General features: G+C 60.5%; 18 protein-coding genes and 2 pseudogenes. 9 read left to right on the forward strand and 11 right to left on the reverse strand.

Features of this window, described 5'->3' with window-relative positions; translation table 11 throughout:
- Positions 1-308 precede the first annotated feature (308 nt).
- Genes H8F27_RS03550 through H8F27_RS03560 form a run of 3 tightly spaced genes read right to left on the reverse strand, consistent with a single transcriptional unit; the run spans position 309 to position 3,264 of the window.
- Entirely contained in the window at positions 309-1,208 is a 900-nt protein-coding gene (locus tag H8F27_RS03550) for a LysM domain-containing protein (protein WP_197151295.1), read from the reverse strand.
- A gap of 3 nt (positions 1,209-1,211) precedes the next feature.
- Positions 1,212-1,709 carry a hypothetical protein gene (locus H8F27_RS03555; protein WP_197151296.1) on the reverse strand — a complete coding sequence of 166 codons (498 nt, stop codon included), beginning with the start codon at positions 1,707-1,709 and terminating at the stop codon, positions 1,212-1,214.
- Positions 1,710-1,725: 16 nt separating this feature from the next.
- Positions 1,726-3,264, reverse strand: a complete 1,539-nt coding sequence (locus H8F27_RS03560) for a DUF4055 domain-containing protein (protein WP_231596499.1) — start codon at positions 3,262-3,264, stop codon at positions 1,726-1,728.
- A 380-nt stretch (positions 3,265-3,644) separates the two neighbouring features.
- Here H8F27_RS03560 and H8F27_RS03570 point away from each other — a divergent pair, with 380 nt between their 5' ends.
- The 9 genes from H8F27_RS03570 (at position 3,645) to H8F27_RS03610 (ending at position 13,232) form a co-directional block, all read left to right on the forward strand.
- Positions 3,645-3,782: a hypothetical protein gene (locus H8F27_RS03570; protein ID WP_197151298.1), complete on the forward strand. Its 138-nt coding sequence runs from the start codon at positions 3,645-3,647 to the stop codon at positions 3,780-3,782.
- A gap of 290 nt (positions 3,783-4,072) precedes the next feature.
- Positions 4,073-4,390, forward strand: coding sequence for a hypothetical protein (locus H8F27_RS03575; protein ID WP_231596500.1), 318 nt, complete (start codon positions 4,073-4,075; stop codon positions 4,388-4,390).
- A 133-nt stretch (positions 4,391-4,523) separates the two neighbouring features.
- Positions 4,524-4,718, forward strand: coding sequence for a hypothetical protein (locus H8F27_RS03580; protein WP_197151300.1), 195 nt, complete (start codon positions 4,524-4,526; stop codon positions 4,716-4,718).
- A gap of 467 nt (positions 4,719-5,185) precedes the next feature.
- The gene (locus H8F27_RS03585) at positions 5,186-7,465 is read left to right on the forward strand and encodes an ATP-binding cassette domain-containing protein (RefSeq protein ID WP_197151308.1); all 2,280 of its coding nucleotides are present in this window, start codon (positions 5,186-5,188) and stop codon (positions 7,463-7,465) included.
- A gap of 206 nt (positions 7,466-7,671) precedes the next feature.
- A complete protein-coding gene (locus tag H8F27_RS03590; protein WP_197151309.1) occupies positions 7,672-8,595 on the forward strand; it encodes an HlyD family efflux transporter periplasmic adaptor subunit in 924 nt (307 codons plus the stop codon).
- Between the two features lies 1 nt (position 8,596).
- On the forward strand, positions 8,597-10,762 hold the full coding sequence (locus tag H8F27_RS03595) for an NHLP family bacteriocin export ABC transporter peptidase/permease/ATPase subunit (RefSeq protein WP_197151310.1): 2,166 nt from the start codon (positions 8,597-8,599) through the stop codon (positions 10,760-10,762).
- A 300-nt stretch (positions 10,763-11,062) separates the two neighbouring features.
- A complete protein-coding gene (locus H8F27_RS18180; RefSeq protein ID WP_197151311.1) occupies positions 11,063-11,389 on the forward strand; it encodes a toll/interleukin-1 receptor domain-containing protein in 327 nt (108 codons plus the stop codon).
- Positions 11,390-11,469: 80 nt separating this feature from the next.
- Positions 11,470-12,240, forward strand: coding sequence for a hypothetical protein (locus H8F27_RS03605; RefSeq protein WP_197151312.1), 771 nt, complete (start codon positions 11,470-11,472; stop codon positions 12,238-12,240).
- Between the two features lie 179 nt (positions 12,241-12,419).
- Entirely contained in the window at positions 12,420-13,232 is an 813-nt protein-coding gene (locus H8F27_RS03610; protein WP_197151313.1) for a hypothetical protein, read from the forward strand.
- On the opposite strand, the pseudogene H8F27_RS03615 reads toward H8F27_RS03610, so the two are convergent.
- The 8 genes and pseudogenes from H8F27_RS03615 to H8F27_RS03645 form a co-directional block, all read right to left on the reverse strand.
- Positions 13,223-14,002 (reverse strand): annotated as a pseudogene (locus tag H8F27_RS03615) (IS1595 family transposase); the annotation flags it as partial. The gene H8F27_RS03610 and the pseudogene H8F27_RS03615 sit on opposite strands and share 10 nt — an antisense overlap.
- A 299-nt stretch (positions 14,003-14,301) precedes the next feature.
- On the reverse strand, positions 14,302-15,015 hold the full coding sequence (gene istB / locus H8F27_RS03620; protein WP_231596502.1) for an IS21-like element helper ATPase IstB: 714 nt from the start codon (positions 15,013-15,015) through the stop codon (positions 14,302-14,304).
- Complete coding sequence (gene istA, locus H8F27_RS17435; protein WP_231596503.1) at positions 14,969-16,606, reverse strand: IS21 family transposase; 1,638 nt, start codon at positions 16,604-16,606, stop codon at positions 14,969-14,971. The genes istB and istA overlap by 47 nt, the downstream gene beginning before the upstream one ends.
- Before the next feature lie 66 nt (positions 16,607-16,672).
- A pseudogene (locus H8F27_RS17440) lies at positions 16,673-16,840 on the reverse strand (transposase); the annotation flags it as partial.
- Positions 16,841-16,939: 99 nt separating this feature from the next.
- A complete protein-coding gene (locus H8F27_RS03630; protein WP_197151321.1) occupies positions 16,940-17,266 on the reverse strand; it encodes a type II toxin-antitoxin system death-on-curing family toxin in 327 nt (108 codons plus the stop codon).
- Between the two features lie 13 nt (positions 17,267-17,279).
- On the reverse strand, positions 17,280-17,474 hold the full coding sequence (locus H8F27_RS03635; protein WP_197151323.1) for a hypothetical protein: 195 nt from the start codon (positions 17,472-17,474) through the stop codon (positions 17,280-17,282).
- 71 nt (positions 17,475-17,545) lie between these two features.
- Entirely contained in the window at positions 17,546-17,683 is a 138-nt protein-coding gene (locus tag H8F27_RS03640; RefSeq protein ID WP_197151325.1) for a hypothetical protein, read from the reverse strand.
- 587 nt (positions 17,684-18,270) lie between these two features.
- Entirely contained in the window at positions 18,271-18,948 is a 678-nt protein-coding gene (locus tag H8F27_RS03645; RefSeq protein WP_197151326.1) for a hypothetical protein, read from the reverse strand.
- Positions 18,949-19,060: the final 112 nt, after the last annotated feature.

Raw genomic sequence — 19,060 nt, forward strand, 5'->3', positions numbered from 1 at the left:
CCCGTCCGGGCTGCGCTCGCATCTGCTGTTGCCAGCTCTTCAAAAGCCCTGCTCAGGCAGCTCATCCATCACAGGAGCAGAGCGCCTCGCCGGCAGGTAGATCCACTCGCCAGCAGGTAAGGGAGTGGAGGGCAGATAACCCGGCACCAGCAGTTGCATCCCGGCCGGGATCGGCGTGGTGGAGTGATAGATGGGCAGCAGCAGGGTGGTGCCAGCCGGCAGATGTTCCTCTCATGGCCAGCTGCTCAGCTCCGGATTGAACTCGCGCAGCAGAGAAAGAGTGAGATTCTGTTCGGCCGCCACGCTGCTCAGGTTTCCCCCTCACTGGTGAGGTAGGCCTCGCTTTGCTGCAGCACCGGGTTGAGGCTGCGCAGCTTGCTTTCAGTCGTGCCATGGCGGCCGGCCAGGACCGCAAGCGAGTCACCCTCGACTGCGGTGATCGTTTGGGTGCTTTCCAGCTGGGGGTTGCTCCGCCGCAAGGTGGCCACGGTGGTGCCATAGCGCTCAGCTATCAAGTTCAAGGTGTCGCCACTTCTGAGCACCAGCACGCTGTGGGGCCTAAGCACCAGCTGGATCGCTTCCCCCAGCAGCGGCTGTACCAATAAACCGATGCCGCCAGGGCCGTAGTCCGCCCCGAAGTGCTGCACCAGGCAGCCGGCGAATTGGGCCCGACCTCCTGATGGCAGACCACCCTGAGGCGACAGCTGGGCTAGGTCCCCTAGCCACATCACCCCCTGGCAGGGGGCCTGCACCGTGCCCAGCAGCGTTGGATCCCAGGGCAGCGGTGCCTCACCGCGAAAGCCTGGGGTGGCCCAGGGCAGTTCAGCCGCCAGCCAGTCAAAGGTGTTGCTGGTGCTTATCGGCAGGATTGCCGCACGGCAGAGGTAACCGCGCAGCAGCACATCCCCCGGATCGGTGAGAGCGGTGTCGTTGTAGCCGCCCACGATGCCGCCTTGCTCGAGGAAGCAGTCGATCACGTGTCGGCGGATCGGGATGGGGTTGCGGCTTTCGGGCCGGTCCACTTCAAACAAGCAGAGTCGGGCATTGGCGTAGGGCTGCAAGGCCAGCCATAGAGGCGCCGCCACGGGCAGTGCCACCCGGCTGTCGAGCGCTGGTGATGCCGCCGGCAATCCCACCAGTTGCCCCCACTGCCCTGCAGCCCGCACAGGGTTTAGACCCTGGTTCAGCGGCGAGAGGGGCTGCTCCATTGCTCAACCCCGCACCAGAGATCCCTGGAAGGGGTCGGGGTTGCACTGGCGCCAGTTCTGCAGCCGCGGCAAAAGCAGCGCCAGCTGGCCGATGTGCTGGCTCCTGTGCCGGTTCAGCACCAACGCCGGTGATGGGCCCTCTGGGTTCCACTCGCTTTCGGTTTCCTCCAGCAGCAGCTCGGTGGCGTAATCGACCACCGCCAACTTGCTCAGCGGCAGCGGGTTGGGCACGACGCCACCGGCCACGCCTTTGCGGCTGCTGCGGACCGGGCTGTTCACCTCGGCTGGGGTCAGCACTGCTAGCTGCTGATCGAGGCCGGCGATCGCATTGAGATGGCTCTGGGCGGTGCACACCCCCGTGGGGTAGTGGGTCTGGAGCATGGCCATCTCCCGGTTCAACGCCGCCAGCGCAGCACTGGTGACGGAGATGGAGAGGGCGATGCGCAGGGCTTCTGTGTCACCGGGGCGCCAGGAACAGATGGGTGGGGAGAGCTGGGTCATGCCCTCGTTTGCCAGCTCAACCGCCACTGGCCACGTTGGGCTCGCCCAGCCCCAGCTGCTGACGCAGCTCAGCCCCGTCGATCACCCCCCGCTCATGCAGCACCAGCCACTCCTGCACCGAAGGCTGGGGTTTGCGCGGGGGCTGGGGCGGCACCAGTGGGGAGATCTCCACGCTGCAGGCCGGCGTGTCGGAGAGCTTTTCGCCGGTGAGGCGGGTCCACTGGCGCAGCAGGGTGCTGAGCATCGAGCTCTTCTGGCCTGCAAGCGACTGCAGCACCGCAAAGCTCTGGCCGGCGGTGAGCGAAATCTCCAGCTCGGTGCGGGCTGGGCCATGGCCGCCGGCCGGGTGTCCCGCCGGGATCAAGGCGTCACGGCGTATGGCTTCCTCTAGCTGCTGCAGGTAAGCCCGGTGCTCCGCCAGAGAACGAGCCTCGATTTCGACCCACTGGAACTTGGCACCCTCCGGCAGGTCCATAAAGGAGGAGGTGGAGAGCACCAGGCGCTGGGGGCGTTGGGCATCCCCGGCTCCAGCTCCTTGCGGAGATCCCAGAGCGCCATCGCTGCGCCGGAAGCCGTAGGCATCCACCAGCCCGGTGCGTACGCCCACCGGCAGCGCGGTGCGTGACAACAGATCCTCGTAATCGCTGCGGCAGCGGTAGTGGTTGAGGTATTGGTGGGCCAGACCCAGGTGGGGCAGATCCCCCTCACCAAAGGCGCTGCCATCTACTGAGTACCAGAGAGCCGGCAGGTCAAAGCGCTGCGGCAGCAGCGAAGGCTCCCCCACCGGCACCACGTCGTAGCCATCAACGGCGCCAGGATTGGGATTGGCCTGCCAGCTGCGCAGCACCAGACCGTCATCCGTCACCGAGAGGCTTCGGTAAAGCCAGGCCTGCGGGTCCGGCACCAGGCCGCCATGGGCGTCGATCAGCACGGTTGGTACAGCAGCATTACCAGTGGCGAAACGGGGCGGCAGTGCCTGGCGGCGCGGCTCCCGCCAAACGATCTCCACCGGGCCCGACGCCGGAGCCGCACTGGCGGTATCGGTAGGCAGGCGCCAGTTGAGGAGGTCGCCTCGGGGCACCAGCTGCAGCCGCGGCAGGGAGAGCCGGTCACCCTTGGCGAGGGCTTCCAGCCGGTCACCTTCTGAGGGCCAGCGGTGCTGGGGTGGCAGCTGCAGGATCAGGCAGCCGCCATCGCGCAGGGTGAGCAGATCGGCCAGGAACAGGAACACCCCCAGGTCGGTGCCCTGGCCATCGACATCAGTGGCCACCCGGCTCAGCGAGTCGGGCAGCTCCTGCCAGCTCAGGCGGGACAGCATCCCGGCGTAGGTGCGTAGGGCATCGCGGTAGAAGCCGGTGGGGCGGGCTGCTTCCAGTCGCTTGAGGTAGCAGGTCTCGGGCTCCTCGATGCCGTGGGGGAGGTAGACCGGCCGGCGGCTGGTGCCGTCGGGGAGCTCCAGCAGGGTCCAGCAGTCGTAGACCAGCTGCAGGCGGTCTCTCAGGCCAGCGAGGGTGGGGTGTTCCAGCCAGGGGGGTTGGTTAGGGGGCTGGGACACTGAAGAGAAAGTTGCTGCGGTGGTTGTCCTGCTGCGGCGGGTGGTGGGCACTGGCTGCTGGTGGGGTCTCAACCATTGCCAGAACCCGTGGTTGGCCGAGGGGAAAGTTATGCAGGATCTGCATGGTTCCAGTCAGATCATCCAGGCAGGCAGGCAGGTCGGCCAGGGCGAGGGGCAAGGGTTCTTATGCGGATCCGTATATGAACCAGGCTTGAGGGTCCATCTGCTCGAGAGTGATTGCCACGCAATGGGTTTAGGGTTGAACTGGTAATGACTTCGGATTCTTATGCGGTCCAACAGGGACCTGGCTATTTTTTAAAGAGGATCCTCCCATTTAGCGATCGAACGATCGCAGAAGCAGGAGCTAGTTCTCCTGGCAGGTGCTGGAAGATCTGGACTTCGGCAGTGCGCGCTGGTCACGAGTGTCTGAGCTGGCGGCCCAAGTGCTGTTCGATCAGCAGGCAGCTGCCCCAGCAATGCCGGTTGATCCAGTGATCGAGGCGCTCATTCCCTTCTGAGGCCAGCGGCCTGGCGGGGCTCCCCTGGGGCCCTGCCTTTCTGCTGGTCGCAACCGCCAAGGCCAATCGTCCGGCCAGGCGACGACAGCAGGCCGGCGATCCACCGGGACGAACGATGCCACTTGCAGAGGGTCAGCACGCGCGGGGTACGGAGCCTCACGGTCGGCGAGGGCCTGAGCACCGCTGCCCCAGCCCGCCCCAGGCGGCAAGGATCAGGCCGAGCAGCTGCGCGGTCCTTGCCTCCTGGGGCAAGCCGGGGCTGATCGCGGGCGTCCCTCGCCTTCCTCGTGATGGCCTCCTTCTCTCCCCGCTGCGAAATCCGCCAGCTGGCGGTGTTCGTCTATCCCGGTGGGATCAAGGCCGCCGATGCCGAGCGCATCACGGTCTTCTATGGCCGCCGCGGCAAGCCGGTCAAGAAGCCCCGTTTCATCCCGGCTGAGCGCGCTCACTTATGGGCCCGCAAGCTCCAGGCCCGGCGCCTCTGCACCGTGGCGGTGCTGTGGGTCTCCACCTCACTGCCACAACTGGCCTACGGTGAGTGTCCTATTATACTAAGATTCACCAATTTTGTAGATCCGCATAAGCAAATCAGCGAAAAGAACGGGTAAAAGTATAGATTAAATTTATAGGTTGCCACCATGTCATAAGTTATTCTTATATTGTTGCATTGTGTATCCGCGGCTGCAATGGGGCTTAGGTCATTACCCTATAGTAAATTTGCTGTTCCGAGAGGCATTCTTAATGACATCATCCGGCGCAACTCAAATCGTTGAATTGGGTTTGGAAGATTTAGATGAGGTTCAAGGAGGATTCCTTGTTACAGGTGCTTTCATTTTGGCTGGAGCAGCACTAATGTGGGGCGTCAGCATGATGTGGAAATTTGGCAACAATAATTGGAGAGCAAAAGTGGAAAGCCGTACTCAGTTGAGGTGGTAACAACACTCTTAAGCGCGTGCCAGACTTGGGATGCTTTAGCCTTTTTGTCCCAATTCAATATTTATCATCTTGCATCAAGTAGTCAAGATTATTGCAAGATGCTCCACTGTTTTTATATGCAAAAGATGAGTTTATAGCTCATCTTTTTTTTTGCCATTTATGACTCGTTATGCTATGTATTATTGCCACGCGATGCCAGTTTACCTGTAGCCATATTTGACATGAATGATAGCTGACTAAAAATCCGACAATTCGTCGCAGATTGTTCGAAGCTAAAATTACGTTCACCCACCAAGACCTTGGATGCTCTAAACTTATTATTGCTAGATATAACAATGCATATGATACAAGACATTTAAAGCAGGGACTGAGCTTAGAGTTAACCAAGCAAGTCTTAGCGTAGAGGCATGGATGTCATTCCATTGGAGCTTTGAAAGCTAGACATATTTTCAAAGGTGTTTAAGTGAATGCCCGTCTATGCGCGCCATGACGTCATGGTCGTCGATCAGAACCTCCGCCCTCTCGTGCAATGGCTTGCGGAACGCCATGGCACTGCTTATACCCCCCTGGCCTTTGCACCAGCCGATCATCTAGAGCACCTCAAGGGGTTGCTGGAGCAAGCAGGTTTGATCTGGGTTCTACTCAGTCTTGGTCCAACGGATCTACAGAACGACTGCGGCGATCTGATCCTGCTTGCCGATAACGGCCCCCTCCTGTTGCTCTCCGATCCCCGGGGCTATCAGGTGCGCGACCCGTCAGCCCCCAGGCAGCCAGCCCGCCGGCTGCACCGATCTGATCTGCCCCAAGCGCCGGCACCATGGCAGGCCTTAGGCGTCAGCCCCGCCCTAACAGGTGATGAGGTGTCGGCAACGGCACTCGTTCACTTCAGCTACGGGCCAGCGACCCAGCAAGCCGCTGTGCTGATCGCCTCTGCCATTCTTGGCCTGGCGATTGGCTTTCTGCTGGCTATCGGCAAGGAGGTAGGCGCGGCTCGATGGATCGCCGGTCTCGGCAGCGTGGGCCTCTTGCTGGGGGCTGGCCTTGCACTGCTAAGCGATCCCTTCAGGCCAGCGCTGATCACGGCCCTGCTGAGCACGCTGCTCGGCCTGCTTGTGCCCACCTTCAACACTGTGCTCACCAACCAGGCTCTCCCCGACAAGGACAGTGGGCTGATCCTGCAGATGGCGGGCCTTCTGCTCGCCGGCGCCCTCGCCGATGTGGGTTTGCGCTGGAGCGAGACCCGCAGCCTGCTGAGCGTGCAGCAAAGGGGTGGACATCGGCTGCGGCTGGCCGCCATTCATCGCTTGCTGCAGCTCCCGATGTCGTTTTTTCAGGATTACAAAGCCGGAGAGCTCAGTCTGCGGTTCGGATCGATCGAGGACGTACAGCAGGAGATCCAGTCACTGCTCAGCGGCGGAGCGCTACAGGCTCTGCTGAGCGCCGTGTTTCTACTTTTCATGCTCCGCATCAGCGCCGTCCTCACTCTCCTGGCGGTGGTGCTCGCCCTACTCCTGGTGGGGATCACACTGGTCATTGGCCGGGGCAGCCTGCGGTTGGAACGCCGCCGGGAAGAGCTACTGGCGGAGGCGGGAAGCCGCAACCTGGAACTGATCAACAGCGTCTCCAAGTTGCGTTTGGCGGGTGTGGAAGCTGCCGCCCTGCGGCACTGGTGGGAGCCCTATGGCCAGGCGATTCACACGGGCACCGCAGTGGAGGCGCGCACCGCCCTGGTGTCCGTGCTTCAGGGCGTGGTGCCCAATCTGGGCGTGCTGCTTTTGATCCTGCTCATCACCCGGCTGGTGGCCGATGCCGCCCTGCAACCAGCGTTGCGGGCTCCGAACGTCGGCCAGCTCCTGGGCTTCTTCTCGGCCTTTACCACCTTTATCGGTGCCGTTGCCAGCAGCGCTGGGCTGATGGTTCAAGCCTTTGAGCTGCCCGTACTGCTGGAGCGGGCCAAACCCATCCTCAGCGCCATCCCCGAATCCGCTGAGCTCCAAAGGGTGGACCCAGGGCCGTTGCGAGGAGGGGTTGCCTACGAAGGCATTCAATTTCGCTACGGGGACGATGGTCCTTGGGTGATCAACGACCTGACGCTCCGCATCCAGCCCGGGGAATTCGTGGCAGTGGTGGGCTCCTCAGGCAGCGGTAAGTCGACCCTGCTGCGCCTGCTTCTTGGGCTGGTACAGCCCCAGAAGGGCGCCATCCTCATTGATGGCAGGCCACTAGAGCGCCTGCGGCTGGATTTGGTGCGCCGGCAAATCGGCGTGGTGCCCCAGGATGCCGCCCTCCTGGCAGGCACCATCCAAGACGTGATAGCCGGTGGGAGCCAGATCACGCCGGAGCAGGTTTGGCATGCCGCAGAGCAAGCCGCCATCGCCACCGACATCCAGTCCTTCCCGATGGGCCTGCACACCGTTGTCTCTGAGGGAGGAGGCAACATCTCGGGAGGTCAGCGGCAGCGGCTGGCCATCGCCCGGGCACTGGTGCGGCAACCAGCCCTTTTGCTACTTGATGAAGCCACAAGCGCCCTCGACAACCGCAGCCAGGCTGAGGTGAGCCGCAACCTGCATCAAATGGGTCTGACACGACTGGTGATCGCCCACAGGCTGAGCACTATTCGCCACGCCGACCGCATCGTCGTCATGGAGGCGGGACAGATCGTGCAGCAAGGATCCTTCAACGAACTCAGCAACATGCCGGGTCCCTTCGCCGACCTGATGCACCGCCAGCAGGAACCCACCGCATGATCCAGTTCCGCAAAGAAGCCCTCGAGTCCCTCTCCTCGCCCGAACAACTTGATCAACCACTTCCCTTGCTCCGCCCGAGCCATTGGGCAACGCTCCTCGGGTTAGTTTTGTTTGCTGGGGCCGTTCTCCTCTGGTCGATCCTGGGCAGGCTACCCGTTCGCATCCAGGGCCGGGGGCTGCTTCTTTTGCCAGAGGCACTGGTACCGGTGCAAAGTCCCAGCAGTGGACCCCTGCAGGAGATCCTGGTGAAGGAGGGGCAATGCGTAAAAGCAGGCCATGTCATGGCTCGCATTGATCTGGTCCAGCTTCGGGGGGTGCTGGAAGCCGGTGGCAGAAGACTCCAGCAACTGCGCCGCCAAAACGACCTGGCGACGCTCCAGGCCCAGCGTGAAAGGAGTCTGGCAAGGAGCGACCTGGAGCGTTTGTTGCCTTACCGGGCCAGCGGCGCGATCTCCGAGGAAACCTTCATCGACAAGGAACTCCAGCTGCAACGGATTGACAGTCAGCAGCTGGCTGCATACCAGACCCGCCGGCAGGGCATCAATGACGAACTGCTCGCACTTACCAGACAACAGGAAGAATACCGGCGGGGGTCCCTGGTGGTCGCTCCTGTGGCGGGCTGCATAGTGGAGCAGTTGGTACAACCGGGCGCGGTGGTGAACGCCGGCAGCACGCTTTTCTCCCTGGACCGCCGGGACCGGCGTAAAGAAATCGTGAGCCTGGTCTACTTCCCCAGCCAGGACGGCAAACGCCTCAGACCGGGGCAGGAAGTGCGCATCACTCCCACAACCACCCGGGCCCAGCGCCATGGCGGTATCCGCGGGAAGATTCTTGGGCTACGCACCCTGCCCGTAAGCCGGGAGGCCCTGCGCCAACGGCTGGGCCTCGATTCCCTGGTGCAAACGGTTCAGCCTCCTGGCAGCAACAACGGCAACGAACCCCTGATTGAAGCGGTGACCAGCCTCCAACGCGATCCCCGCACCCGCAGCGGCTTTGATTGGGGTGGGGGCCCTGGGCCCGACCTGATCCTCAGCCCCGGCACAGGCACGGACGTGTCAGTTCTTGTGGAGCAACGCCAGCCGATCAGCTATGTGATCCCCCTTCTGCGGGACATCAGCGGCATCTATTGACATGGGCAGGATCCGCACCCCAACCGTTCTGCAAATGGAAGCCAGCGAATGCGGGGCGGCCTGCCTGGGGATCCTGCTGCGCCACTATGGCCGGGTCGTGCCCCTGTTGGAGCTTCGCAAGGTGTGCGGCGTGACCCGTGATGGCAGCAATGCCGCCAGCCTGCTGCGTGCTGGCGCGCTCTATGGGCTGGAGGGCAAGGGCTACCGGATGGATCTAGAGGCTCTGCTGCAACAGCGCCCGCCTCTGATCCTCTTCTGGGAGTTCAATCACTTCCTGGTGTTCGAAGGGTTTCAAGGCAACCGGGTGGCCCTCAACGATCCGGCCACGGGGCCCCGCTGGGTGAGTCTGGAAACCTTCAGTGCAGGCTTCACTGGGGTCGTGCTGCAACTGGTGCCCGGGCCATCCTTCCAGCAGGGTGGCAGGGATACCAAGGCCTGGAGGCTGGTGGGGGGCAGGCTCCAGCAGGAATGGCGCGCAGCCCTCTTCACTCTTCTGGCTGGCTTGCTGCTGCTCCTGCCTCAGCTGGCGATGCCGGTCTTTACCCAGATCTACATCGACGATGTGTGGGGATCCTCACTGCGGGACTGGCTTAAGCCCATGCTCTGGGCCATGGCGCTCGCGATCACTGTGCAGGCCATCGGCAGCCAACTTCAGCAACTGGGCATCCGCCACCTGAGCCAAAGGCTGGAGAGCCAGGGAGCGTTGGCCTTCGAGCGCCATGTACTGGATCTGCCGGATGGCTTCTTCCGCCAGCGCTACGCCGGCGACATCAGCCAGCGGCAGTCGCTTAACCGCACGGTGGCCGACTTCATCGCGCAGAAGCTCCTGCCCCTCATCAACGGGGGCCTGCTGCTGGTGCTGTACCTGCTGCTCACCCTGAGCTACAGCCCGAAGCTGGGGCTGGTGGTGGCCATCACCACGGCCCTCAATGCTCTGCTTGTGATGGTGAGCCTGCGACAACAGCGGGATGCCACCCAGCAGCTGGAGAAGGATTCCGGTAAGGCAGAGGGCACCCTGACGGCTGCCCTGATGGAGATCGAAATGGTGAAAAGCACGGCCATCGAGACGGATGTGATGCAGCGCTTTGATGGCTACCAGAGAAAGGCCCAGGCTTTCCTACATCGTCTATCGCTGCGGCAGGCAGCGCTCGGCCTCTGGCCCAACCTGCTCAGCCAGCTCAACACCCTGGGCGTGTTAATAGTGGGGTTCCTGCTCGTAGTTGATGGTCGTCTTACCCTTGGGATGCTGCTGTCCGCCCAGCAGGTGGCTTCTGGCCTCAAGGGAGAAGTAGACCGACTAGTTGGTTTTGTGGCCGACCTTCCTGAGGTCGAAACAGCAGTTCTACGTCTTGACGACGTGCTGAGTCACCCCATTGATCCTTTGTTGCAATACGCCACACCGGCACAGTTGTCGCCATGGCCTGCCGAACGCCAACAGCTATCAGGGCTTGTAGAAATTAAAGATCTAGGGTTCAGCTTTTCTCCTGTTCGCCCCTCTGTGATCAGTGATCTAAGTATCACAATCTCTCCGGGTATGCGAGTGGCCTTGGTCGGAGAAAGTGGCTCTGGGAAGAGCACGGTAGCGAGGCTGATCGCGGGGCTTCTGCCAGCAAGCAGCGGTTCCATCCTCTTTGATGGCTATCCACTCACTGCCATCCCCAGGAATGTTGCAGTTGGTTCATTGGCGATGGTGCAGCAGGACATCACCATTTATGGGTTGAGCATCCGAGAGAATCTTCGGCTTTGGCGATCGGATCTCACAGATTTACAGCTATTACAAGCATGCAGAGAGGCCCAGTTTGATTGGTTCATTGAAACGCTGCCCGGGGGTCTCAACACCGTCTTGCAAGAGGGAGGCCGAAATCTCTCAGGCGGCCAGAGGCAGCGCCTGGAACTTGCAAGAGCACTTCTTCAAGATCCCGCAATCTTAATTCTGGATGAGGCTACGAGTGCTCTTGACGCCGATACAGAATGGCGTATTGAAGAAGCACTGCGATGCAGATCCTGCACACAGATTGTCGTCGCTCATCGTCTTAGTTCGATTCAAGATGCTGATCTTATTCTTGTTCTCGATGGTGGCGTGGTCGTCCAGCGAGGCCGCCATCAGAGCTTAATACGTGAATCAGAGGGGGCTTACGCAAAATTATTGAAAACGGAAGGAAGCTGATAGGCGTCATTTATAGCTTTACGAAAGGCAATATTCAAATAATCTTGGGAATATAGATTCTGGCATAAGCCGCTGAAGCGCAATCAATCGTGCTTGAAAGACAGTTTTGTGCGGCAACTAGGCTGAAAATTGAGAGATTCTCGTGTTGCTCATTCAAGTGTTGATTATCCTGGATTATTGATATAAGCCACCTTCGAGCAAGCCCCTCGAGTGGACAGGCCACCGCTCGATCTCTGCTGCGCCACCCCAATCTCCCTGCCTGCCACTCAGGGGCAGCGTTAGATTTCGAATTTTAATCCAATGCAAAATCCCTCGGTTTTCATCTCCTATTCTCACGACAGCGATTCCCATAAGGACTGGGTCTACCAGCTTGCTTGCGAGCTTGTAAAGAATGGGGTAGAGGTTACCTTGGATCAATGGGATATACAGCTCGGCTCCAATATTCACAAGTTTATGGAAAAGGGCTTGACGAACGCGGATCGAGTGCTGGTTGTATGCACGGATAATTACAACACCAAGTCCAACGAAGGGCTGGGGGGGGGGCTGGCTATGAAAAGAATATTCTTACTTCTGAACTACTTTCTTCTCAAGATACCACCAAGTTTATTCCATGCATTAGAGAAGTAAGCGGTTCATGCAAGACACCAGTTTGTTTGGGTGGGCGAGCATACATAGACTTCACAGATAACAGCGCTTTTGCTGAAAAAGTGAAAGAGCTACTCCATGAGCTTTTTGGCATCCCCTTAAGGCCAAAGCCTGTACTTGGTAGGAGTCCGTTTGCCAATGATGATGCAGATAAGTTGCCGTCCTTACATGGTCAGAGCAACACAGTATTTTTCAGTAGCCGATTCAGTGATGCCTTTCCTGGTGTACGAGGCATTCACTGGTTTACGGATCCATTCGAGGCAGTGGAACGCTTAAACATCCTGTTCCGCCAACCTATTGCATTTCGCGAGACTACTCCTATCTGGTGGTGGCGAACTGGAGAGATGCATATCAGCAGGTTTGAGACTCTCGCGCCTGACACTATTCTTCTTGATACCAAAGAGCTAGTTGTTGACGAAATCGCGGCTGTGAATGCAGGCGAATACTATCAGTCTTTTGTTTACATTAAAGCAAGACCTTCTGAAAGGACAGGGCTTTACGATTCCGTGTCGGAGGCGGAACAGATTGAGGTATGTGGGTATGCCTATGAGGAGTATGCTATTTATAAGGGAAGTTTGGTTACAAGAGCTGAATACGATGATGGCTCTACCGTTTCTGACGGAAAAGTTGTCCAAATGAATGGAGAAGCAAAGCTTCGCATGAGATATGTGAGTCCTTACAACCTGTTGATTGCGCCCATGGGTAGCCCAATCAATAATAACCGATTTGACCTGCAGCGAGTCGAGTTACTGAACGCAATTCTTCGAGGTGAGACTACTCTAGAGAAGCTTGTTAAAGAAGTTCTGAAGTTACCCAAAACCTCTCTGACGTAAATCTAACAAGCCCCTTGAGTAGACAGGCCACCACCATTAACCTGCTCGCGCTATGCAGCTCCTGCCTGCCACTCAGGGGCAGCGTTAGCCAGTCCAATTGATGGACCTTTATCTTGAAGCCTGGGAATCCACTCGCACGTTCTGTCTGACCTATTAATTCGGATAGCCGGATCTGAGCAATGCCATTTGAACTACCAAGCCACAATCCAATTTCAATTACGACAAGCAGCCTTGGCGTATTGCTCTTTCCGCCATTCCTGGCTGGCTCCTTGGTCGCCTTTGAATCAGCGCTGGGAGATGCTGGCGTTAGTCCTGAGGACTTTGTCAAGCAATTTGCAGCCAATCAAGCGAAAAGACCTAGCGATGATGATGACATTAATATGCAATATGAAAATGGGCACAGTATTGATGCCACTGAGCTGAGCACAAAAGATGTACGGAAAATTGCTGGTAAGTATCTAAGGTTTAACGAGTCAGAGATGGCCTGGTATGCTTCAGGCGACCAAGTAATTAAACTAGAAGATAGTAAGTGGCAGCCAGCGCAAAACATCGCACGCATTGCAAGCGAGAGCGATGCAAAGTACTTCAAGCGTCTGGCTGATGAGTGCGTTAATCAATCATCAACGGCACTTAAGCGAATAGCAGAATCATTCAAGTCAATAACCGGCATTGGCAATATCGGCAAATTTGCCTTGGCAGATCTTAATGCTACCTTGAGCGCAAATCGGATTAGGGCAATAGCAAGTTCTCCTGCCATTAAGCTTGAGAACCTTCAGTCAGACCTGAATAGATTGCCAATAGTTCCCGCAAGACGGGATGATGGTTTGGCTAGGAACCTTGAAGAGTTAATTATAGAGGTAAAAAGAGTATCAAGCCTGATTGCGGAGCAGTGCGAGTCGGCTCGTAATCAGAATATCAAGACAGATCTTCTAATTGAGGCTTCAAATAAATCCTCGACAGATGCGGTCAAAAGCCTGCTTGATTACCCATAAGCCTCCGCAACCCTGAGATCCCGCTCCGTGCAGGGCATGCAGCAACAGACCGCATTGGCAATGCGATCAGTCATCGCAACCATCGAGAAGCGCCGGTTGAACCGGAAGCAGAAGCCGCCCAGGTAGCGCCTGGCGTACTTGTCGAAATTGAAAGCGTGGAAGGTGCCGTTGAAGCCGGTCTTGAGGTTGCCCAGCACGGTGTTGATCCAACGGAACTGCGGCAAGTCGTTTGGGTGCTTCCCACCGGTGACGATGGCCTGATGGCTGCAGCCTGCCGTGGTCACGGCACGAAAGCAGGCCAGGCCATCGGAGAGCACCTGACTGCCGGGCGCCAGATGGCGCTTGGCCCACTCAGCGATGGCCTCTGAGCTGAAGCCACTCACGGCTGTGATCCTGGCGTGAATCAGCCGGCCCGCCTCATTCAAGGAGACGGCCGCGACGATGGGGATCTTGTTCTCTGAACCCCGACCTGCCTTGCCGCCCGGCAGTTCTCCGCCGAGGTAGGAATCATCGATCTGGACTTTCCCCCGCAGCAGGTAAGCCTCCTCCCGATCAGCCGTCGCCCGCAGAAGCTTGTGGTGCAGCAGCCAGGCGGTGTCGTAGTTCACGCCCAGGTGGCGGCTGAGCTCCAGCGAGGAGATCCCTGTTTTGGCCTGCCCGATCATGTAAAAGGCCAGAAACCAGGTGGTCAGAGGCAATTTCGTGGCCTGCATGATCGTGCCAGCCGTGAGCGTGGCCTGATGGCCGCAGCTGCGGCACTGATAGCGCTTGAGTGTCCCGCGTCAAGCCCCTTGGCCGCTTGGCGTCAATCAAGTTGGCCGGTGAGGGGAACTGATTGCCAGCACTGACTTCCTCTGATCGGCACCAGGCGACAACCACGTTGGCCGGTTGGCTGCTGGGATCACTGCTGAACCCTCCGCCCCAACCTCTCGCGGAGCGCACGAGCCGGCGGAACCCACGGTCCGCCGGCAGCGCGGAGCTCCCCGCCGGGGTCTGGCACCATCGGCACCAGGTTGTCGCCGGACGACAATCTCCCGGGCTGTTCTCCGCTTCTCTACGGCTGCTGTGGCTATTTGCTGCCGCTGCGCCGGCTTGCCTGGGCACGGCGGTGGCTGTCGCCGCTGATCTCGACGATGTGGCAGTGGTGCACCAGCCGGTCCACCGCCGCCACGGTCATTGAGCTGCTGGGGAAGATCTCATCCCAGGCGGTGAACGGCTGATTGGCGGTGATCAGCAGCGATCGGCGCTCGTAGCGGTGGCAGATCAGCTCAAACAGCACGCTGCTCTCCTGTTCATCCCGCCGCACATAGCCAATGTCATCGATCAGCAGCAGCGGGTAGCGATCCAGCCGCTCCAGCGCTGCCGGCAGGTTGTATTCGGCGCGGGCCTTCTGCAGCTCCTGCACCAGGCTCGTGGCGGGATAGAAGCGGCAGGCCTGATCCAGGCCGATCTGCGCCAGGGCGATGCCGATGGCCAGATGGGTCTTGCCGACGCCACTGGGGCCGAACAGCAGCACGTTCTCGCCCCGCTGCAGCCACTCGCTCTGGCGGCTCAAGGCCTCCAGTTCCTGCCATCGGTGCGCCTCGATCCGGCCGCCATGGTCGTAGTCCGCCAGCGCTTTGCTCCAGGGCAGCTGGGCCGCGCGCAGCAGCCGGTGCTGGCGGGCCTGCTGGCGTTGCTCCATTTCCTGCTCGCACAGGGCATAGAGAAACTGACTGGGGCTCCAGCCCTCGCCCTCAGCATGCGAGGCGATGCTCTGCCAGTGGCAGCGGATCCATGCCAACCGCAGCTGTCGCAGCAGGATCGGCAGGGCGGCTTCCGCCGCCTGGGGCCGCGGGATGGAGGGCAAGGAGGTCGTCATAGCTCTGCAGGCTGTGTTGGGGAATGCGTTGCGGTGGGTGGGGGCGATGGGGCGGCAGCCGGAAGCGTTGCTGCAGCGCCGCCAGCGACAGCCCTTGCCGTTGATGGGCCTTCTCGAGCCAAACCAGCACTGGCTCGTAGCCCGCCAGGCGGCAGCCCACATACAGCGCCTCGACCATCAATCGGGCGGCGGCGTCACGGTCACCGCCATTGCGCAGCTGCTGCCACAGCTGCCACCAGCGCTCATCGGGGAACAGCTCCCGCTGGTAACTGCAGTGCAGCAATGCCCGGGGTTTGCGCCTGAGCGCATCGATCAGGTGCTCCAGATCGATGCTCCACGCCCGCCCATGACGCTCGACACCGCCGTGGCGCCGCTCCAGTTCGCAGGCGATCTGCCGGCCCAGAAGCAGCTGCAGCCGGTCGTGGAAGATCCGCACCGTCAGCCGCTGGTCGATCAGCCGCGGCGGCACCGAATACACGACTCTGCGTACCTCGATCGTGCTGGTGCGCCGCACCGTGAGCTGTTCAATGTCGTAGTCGGCAAAACGAAACCGCGGTAGTGGCCGCAGCGCCGCCTGCTCCTGCTCCAGCCGGATCAGGCGCGGCCTGTTGTACTGGTCAATCACCGCGGCCAGAAAAGCCTGGTATTCAGCCAGCGTCTCGAAATCACTGCTGCCGCGCAGCAGCAACGCCTGCTCGATCCGCCGCTTGAGATGGCCATGGGGACTCTCCACACGGCCGTTCTCATGCGCCACCCCCAGGTTGTTGCGGCTGTAGGCCAGGCTGTAGTGGCTGCAGAGGGCGTGATAACGGCGGGTGATGTCGGAGCTAAAACTGCCGTTGCGGTTACGGCACGCTGCTGATAACCGGTCGGTGCGCAGTTCACCTGGCACCCCGCCGCAGGCAGCCAGAGCGTTCTGCAGACCCTCGGAGAGGGCGGCAAAACTCTCGCCGCCCTGGACCACCTGCGCGTAGCTCCAGCCGCTCCAGGCCAGGCGGTAGTGGAACAGCAGATGGGGGAACACCTGGCCGGCGATCGTCACCTCCACCCCCTTGAGCTGGGTGAAGTCACAGAAGGCAATTTCGCCAGGCTCATAGCTCAAAGGGAAGATCACCTCCGGCGCCGGGCCGTGCAGTGCCTTCCACTCCCGCACCCGACGCTGCAGGGTGCGCTGTAGCGGAATCCAGTCCACATCAGGTTTCTGCTGCTGCAGATGCTCCAGGAGCGTGATCGGCGTCAGCGCGGGTGAACGCTGCAGCAACGGCACCAGCTCCTCCTCCCATACCCCCACCAGCGGATCGGGGCGGGTGCGGCCACGGGGCTGGTTCGCCCGCGGCTGCAGCTGATTGCATTCAATCCGGCGAGCACTGCGCACTGAGATGCCCGCCGCCGCGGCAGCAGCCTCCTGGCTGCTGCCGCCTCGTCGTTTCGTCATGAACAGGTTGCGTTGGTGGCTTGTCAGTGGTGCCGGCATCCCCTGGTCCCTGCGCATCGGCACCAGGGTCTCCAGCACTCACCCCACCGGCCAACGAGCTTGTCGCCGACCGGCCAACTTCATTGTCGGCGGACACTTGAGCCTGCGGCCATAGACCAGCCCATGCTCATGGCCATTGCAGCGGGGACAGCGGAACCCACCGGGCCAGCGCGCCTTCTCCAAAGCAGCCTCACATTGCTCCTCGGTGCCGTAGAGCCGCTGGAAGTCAGGCAGTGAAAGGCCTTTCTGGAACTGGATGACGTTGCGCGCCATGACTGAACTGGTATGTGCGTACCAGTCTACGGCCCAGGCTCGCGGTGCGCGGAGCGAGCTGGGTAATCAAGTCCGCCCTTAACCTGCTGCTGATACGGATCAGAGCGGTTTGGTCGTCTGCTGGTTATCTGCGACCCAGCGCGAGAAGGCCTCGCGATCAAGCTCGCCGCTGGCCACTGCCAAAACAACGCCCTCTGCAGCATCGATTGTGGCGATCAACTCGACGCCGTTCAGTACGAGGGTCGTTTCCATGGCGGCATGGCCGATCCGCTTGTTGCCATCCACGAAGGGCTGGTTCTGGATCAGGGAGACCCCCAGCGCTGCTGCTTTGGCATTCAGTCCTGGGTAAAGATCAACACCGCCAAAGCTCTGGTGGGGCTGGGCGATGGAGGACTCCAGCAGGCCCAGGTCCCGCAGACCGGGCATGCCTCCGCCAGGCTCAGGCCAGCCGGCGATAGAGCTCCTGGTTCTTGTTGACCACCCGATCCGCAGCGGCCTGGAAATCAACCGATTGCCGAGCAACCAGATCCCGCACTGCAGCAGAAGCGAGATCGGCCTCACTGACGTGAAGCCGACGTGCTGTTTCGCTCAAGGCCTGGGCCTGTTGGTCACTGAGCTCGATCGCGATTCCCACCGGCGCTCTCCAACTAAAGGACTGATGACATCCAGGTTGGCACCTCCGTTCGCGGATGGCTTGCAGCCTGTTCAGCGCAGCGGCCCTGGCAGGCGGCGGATCGGCCGCATCTGTGGCCTGAGCGGAGGCGGGATCTGCAGTTGCTGGTCGACCCAGTGGGCAGCAAGGGCTGCCAGCAGGCTGTTGCGATCGCAGTGGATGCGGAGCATGGCGTTGGCTGAAAGTGCTGCCCGCCAGCCTGATCGCGCCGGCCCGCTCCGCCAGCGCAGAAGGCGACAGGGCCGCGCAACCAATGGCACAACCGCGGCCAGCAATGGCATCAGCGCAAGCTCCGGGAATGTATGTCAGTCCGCGCTGCTTCCTAGCGGCTCCAGATCAGCGCCATGCCGACCCTCACCAGGAGTAGAACAGCCGTACTGCTGCCGAAGCTTGGATGTTGGCCGACCTGCCCATTGGCGAACCTGTCCCCTACCGCCAGGACTCATTCGCTGAGGACCTAGATCTCCATGCTGCTCTGGTTCCCAACCCGGTCTGCACCTTTTACATGCGGGTCAGCGGCAATCGCCTGCGCCAGCACGGGATCAACGACGGCGACCTGCTGCGGCCGCTGCTGCGCCAGGGGGGGGGGGGGATCACACGAAAGAGAGGGTTCCCCAGGCTGGCCAATAAGTGGAGGATCCTTTGGCCCTGGAGAAAATTCTCCTTGCCTCTCCAGGTACGCCCTCCAGAAATCAGATCGTCTTCCTGTCTTACCGCTCCACTGCTCTCCATCCCGATCAAGGATCTCCGGCCACCCCTACCTGAGGCGCTGGCTGATCTCGACTTTGCCTGTGGCTACGCCAGGCTCGAAGTAGCACTTGGCGCGATATCCGATCTCTGTGGCGAAGGCGTTCTTGGCATCGAAGTCAGAGGTAACGACCACGTTGCCTGTGCTCGGGGCCTTGTAGACGCTTGTACCTAGGAAGCTATGAACCTTGACGCTGGTGGGGATCGAGGCGCTCTGGCGGATCAGTTCTTCGCAGGCGCTGCGGGCCTCAGCCTCGCCCCAAGCCTTCTGGGTCTCAGAAGCAACAGGGCCGGCACTAGCAAGTTCTGTCTCGGAGAAACGGAATCGGGTGCTGTTGGCGCAGTCCACGAAGTAGTTCAGGTCGCTCAGGCTGCTGCGAACCTGGGAAAGCTCGACGACTTCGACGCGATCACAGGTCGGTGACGCTGCGGCTTTCTCGGCGGCAGCGCGACGCAGGCGCTCCACGTCGTCAATGCGGCTGCCGAAGGCGGCGAACAGCTTGGGGTACTGGTCTGCGGTGTAGGGGCTCAGGACGTAGTCGGGAATATCAGCCTTGTGACTGCTGGTCGCCAGCGACGACGGGGCCGAAGCGCCGGTGTCGCTCGAGTTGGTCGTGGAGGGATCACCGCAGGCGGTCAGGACCGAAACCAGCGCCAGGCCAGCTATGGAAAGAGGGAGACGTTTCATGGGGGGTGGTGCGGTTAAGAGAAGCCTCGCGGCGGGGGGGTCAGTGCCTACTCGGCAGCTCAGGGAGTGTTCACCACCATGCAGCGGCGGACATCTGCCCGAAAGGCCTTAA

This window comes from Synechococcus sp. CBW1108 (assembly GCF_015840335.1).
In the GTDB taxonomy this organism is placed as follows: domain Bacteria; phylum Cyanobacteriota; class Cyanobacteriia; order PCC-6307; family Cyanobiaceae; genus Cyanobium_A.

Excerpts from the sequence above, each read along its gene's own strand:
- H8F27_RS03595 (WP_197151310.1), top strand. The coding sequence starts at position 8,597 with ATGGGCAGGATCCGCACCCCAACCGTTCTGCAAATGGAAGCCAGCGAA.
- H8F27_RS03555 (WP_197151296.1), bottom strand. The coding sequence starts at position 1,709 with ATGACCCAGCTCTCCCCACCCATCTGTTCCTGGCGCCCCGGTGACACA.
- H8F27_RS03550 (WP_197151295.1), bottom strand. The coding sequence starts at position 1,208 with ATGGAGCAGCCCCTCTCGCCGCTGAACCAGGGTCTAAACCCTGTGCGG.
- H8F27_RS03585 (WP_197151308.1), top strand. The coding sequence starts at position 5,186 with ATGCCCGTCTATGCGCGCCATGACGTCATGGTCGTCGATCAGAACCTC.
- H8F27_RS03580 (WP_197151300.1), top strand. The coding sequence starts at position 4,524 with ATGACATCATCCGGCGCAACTCAAATCGTTGAATTGGGTTTGGAAGAT.
- H8F27_RS03630 (WP_197151321.1), bottom strand. The coding sequence starts at position 17,266 with ATGCCCGGTCTGCGGGACCTGGGCCTGCTGGAGTCCTCCATCGCCCAG.
- H8F27_RS03575 (WP_231596500.1), top strand. The coding sequence starts at position 4,073 with ATGGCCTCCTTCTCTCCCCGCTGCGAAATCCGCCAGCTGGCGGTGTTC.
- H8F27_RS03645 (WP_197151326.1), bottom strand. The coding sequence starts at position 18,948 with ATGAAACGTCTCCCTCTTTCCATAGCTGGCCTGGCGCTGGTTTCGGTC.
- H8F27_RS03610 (WP_197151313.1), top strand. The coding sequence starts at position 12,420 with ATGCCATTTGAACTACCAAGCCACAATCCAATTTCAATTACGACAAGC.
- H8F27_RS18180 (WP_197151311.1), top strand. The coding sequence starts at position 11,063 with ATGCAAAATCCCTCGGTTTTCATCTCCTATTCTCACGACAGCGATTCC.
- H8F27_RS03640 (WP_197151325.1), bottom strand. The coding sequence starts at position 17,683 with ATGCTCCGCATCCACTGCGATCGCAACAGCCTGCTGGCAGCCCTTGCT.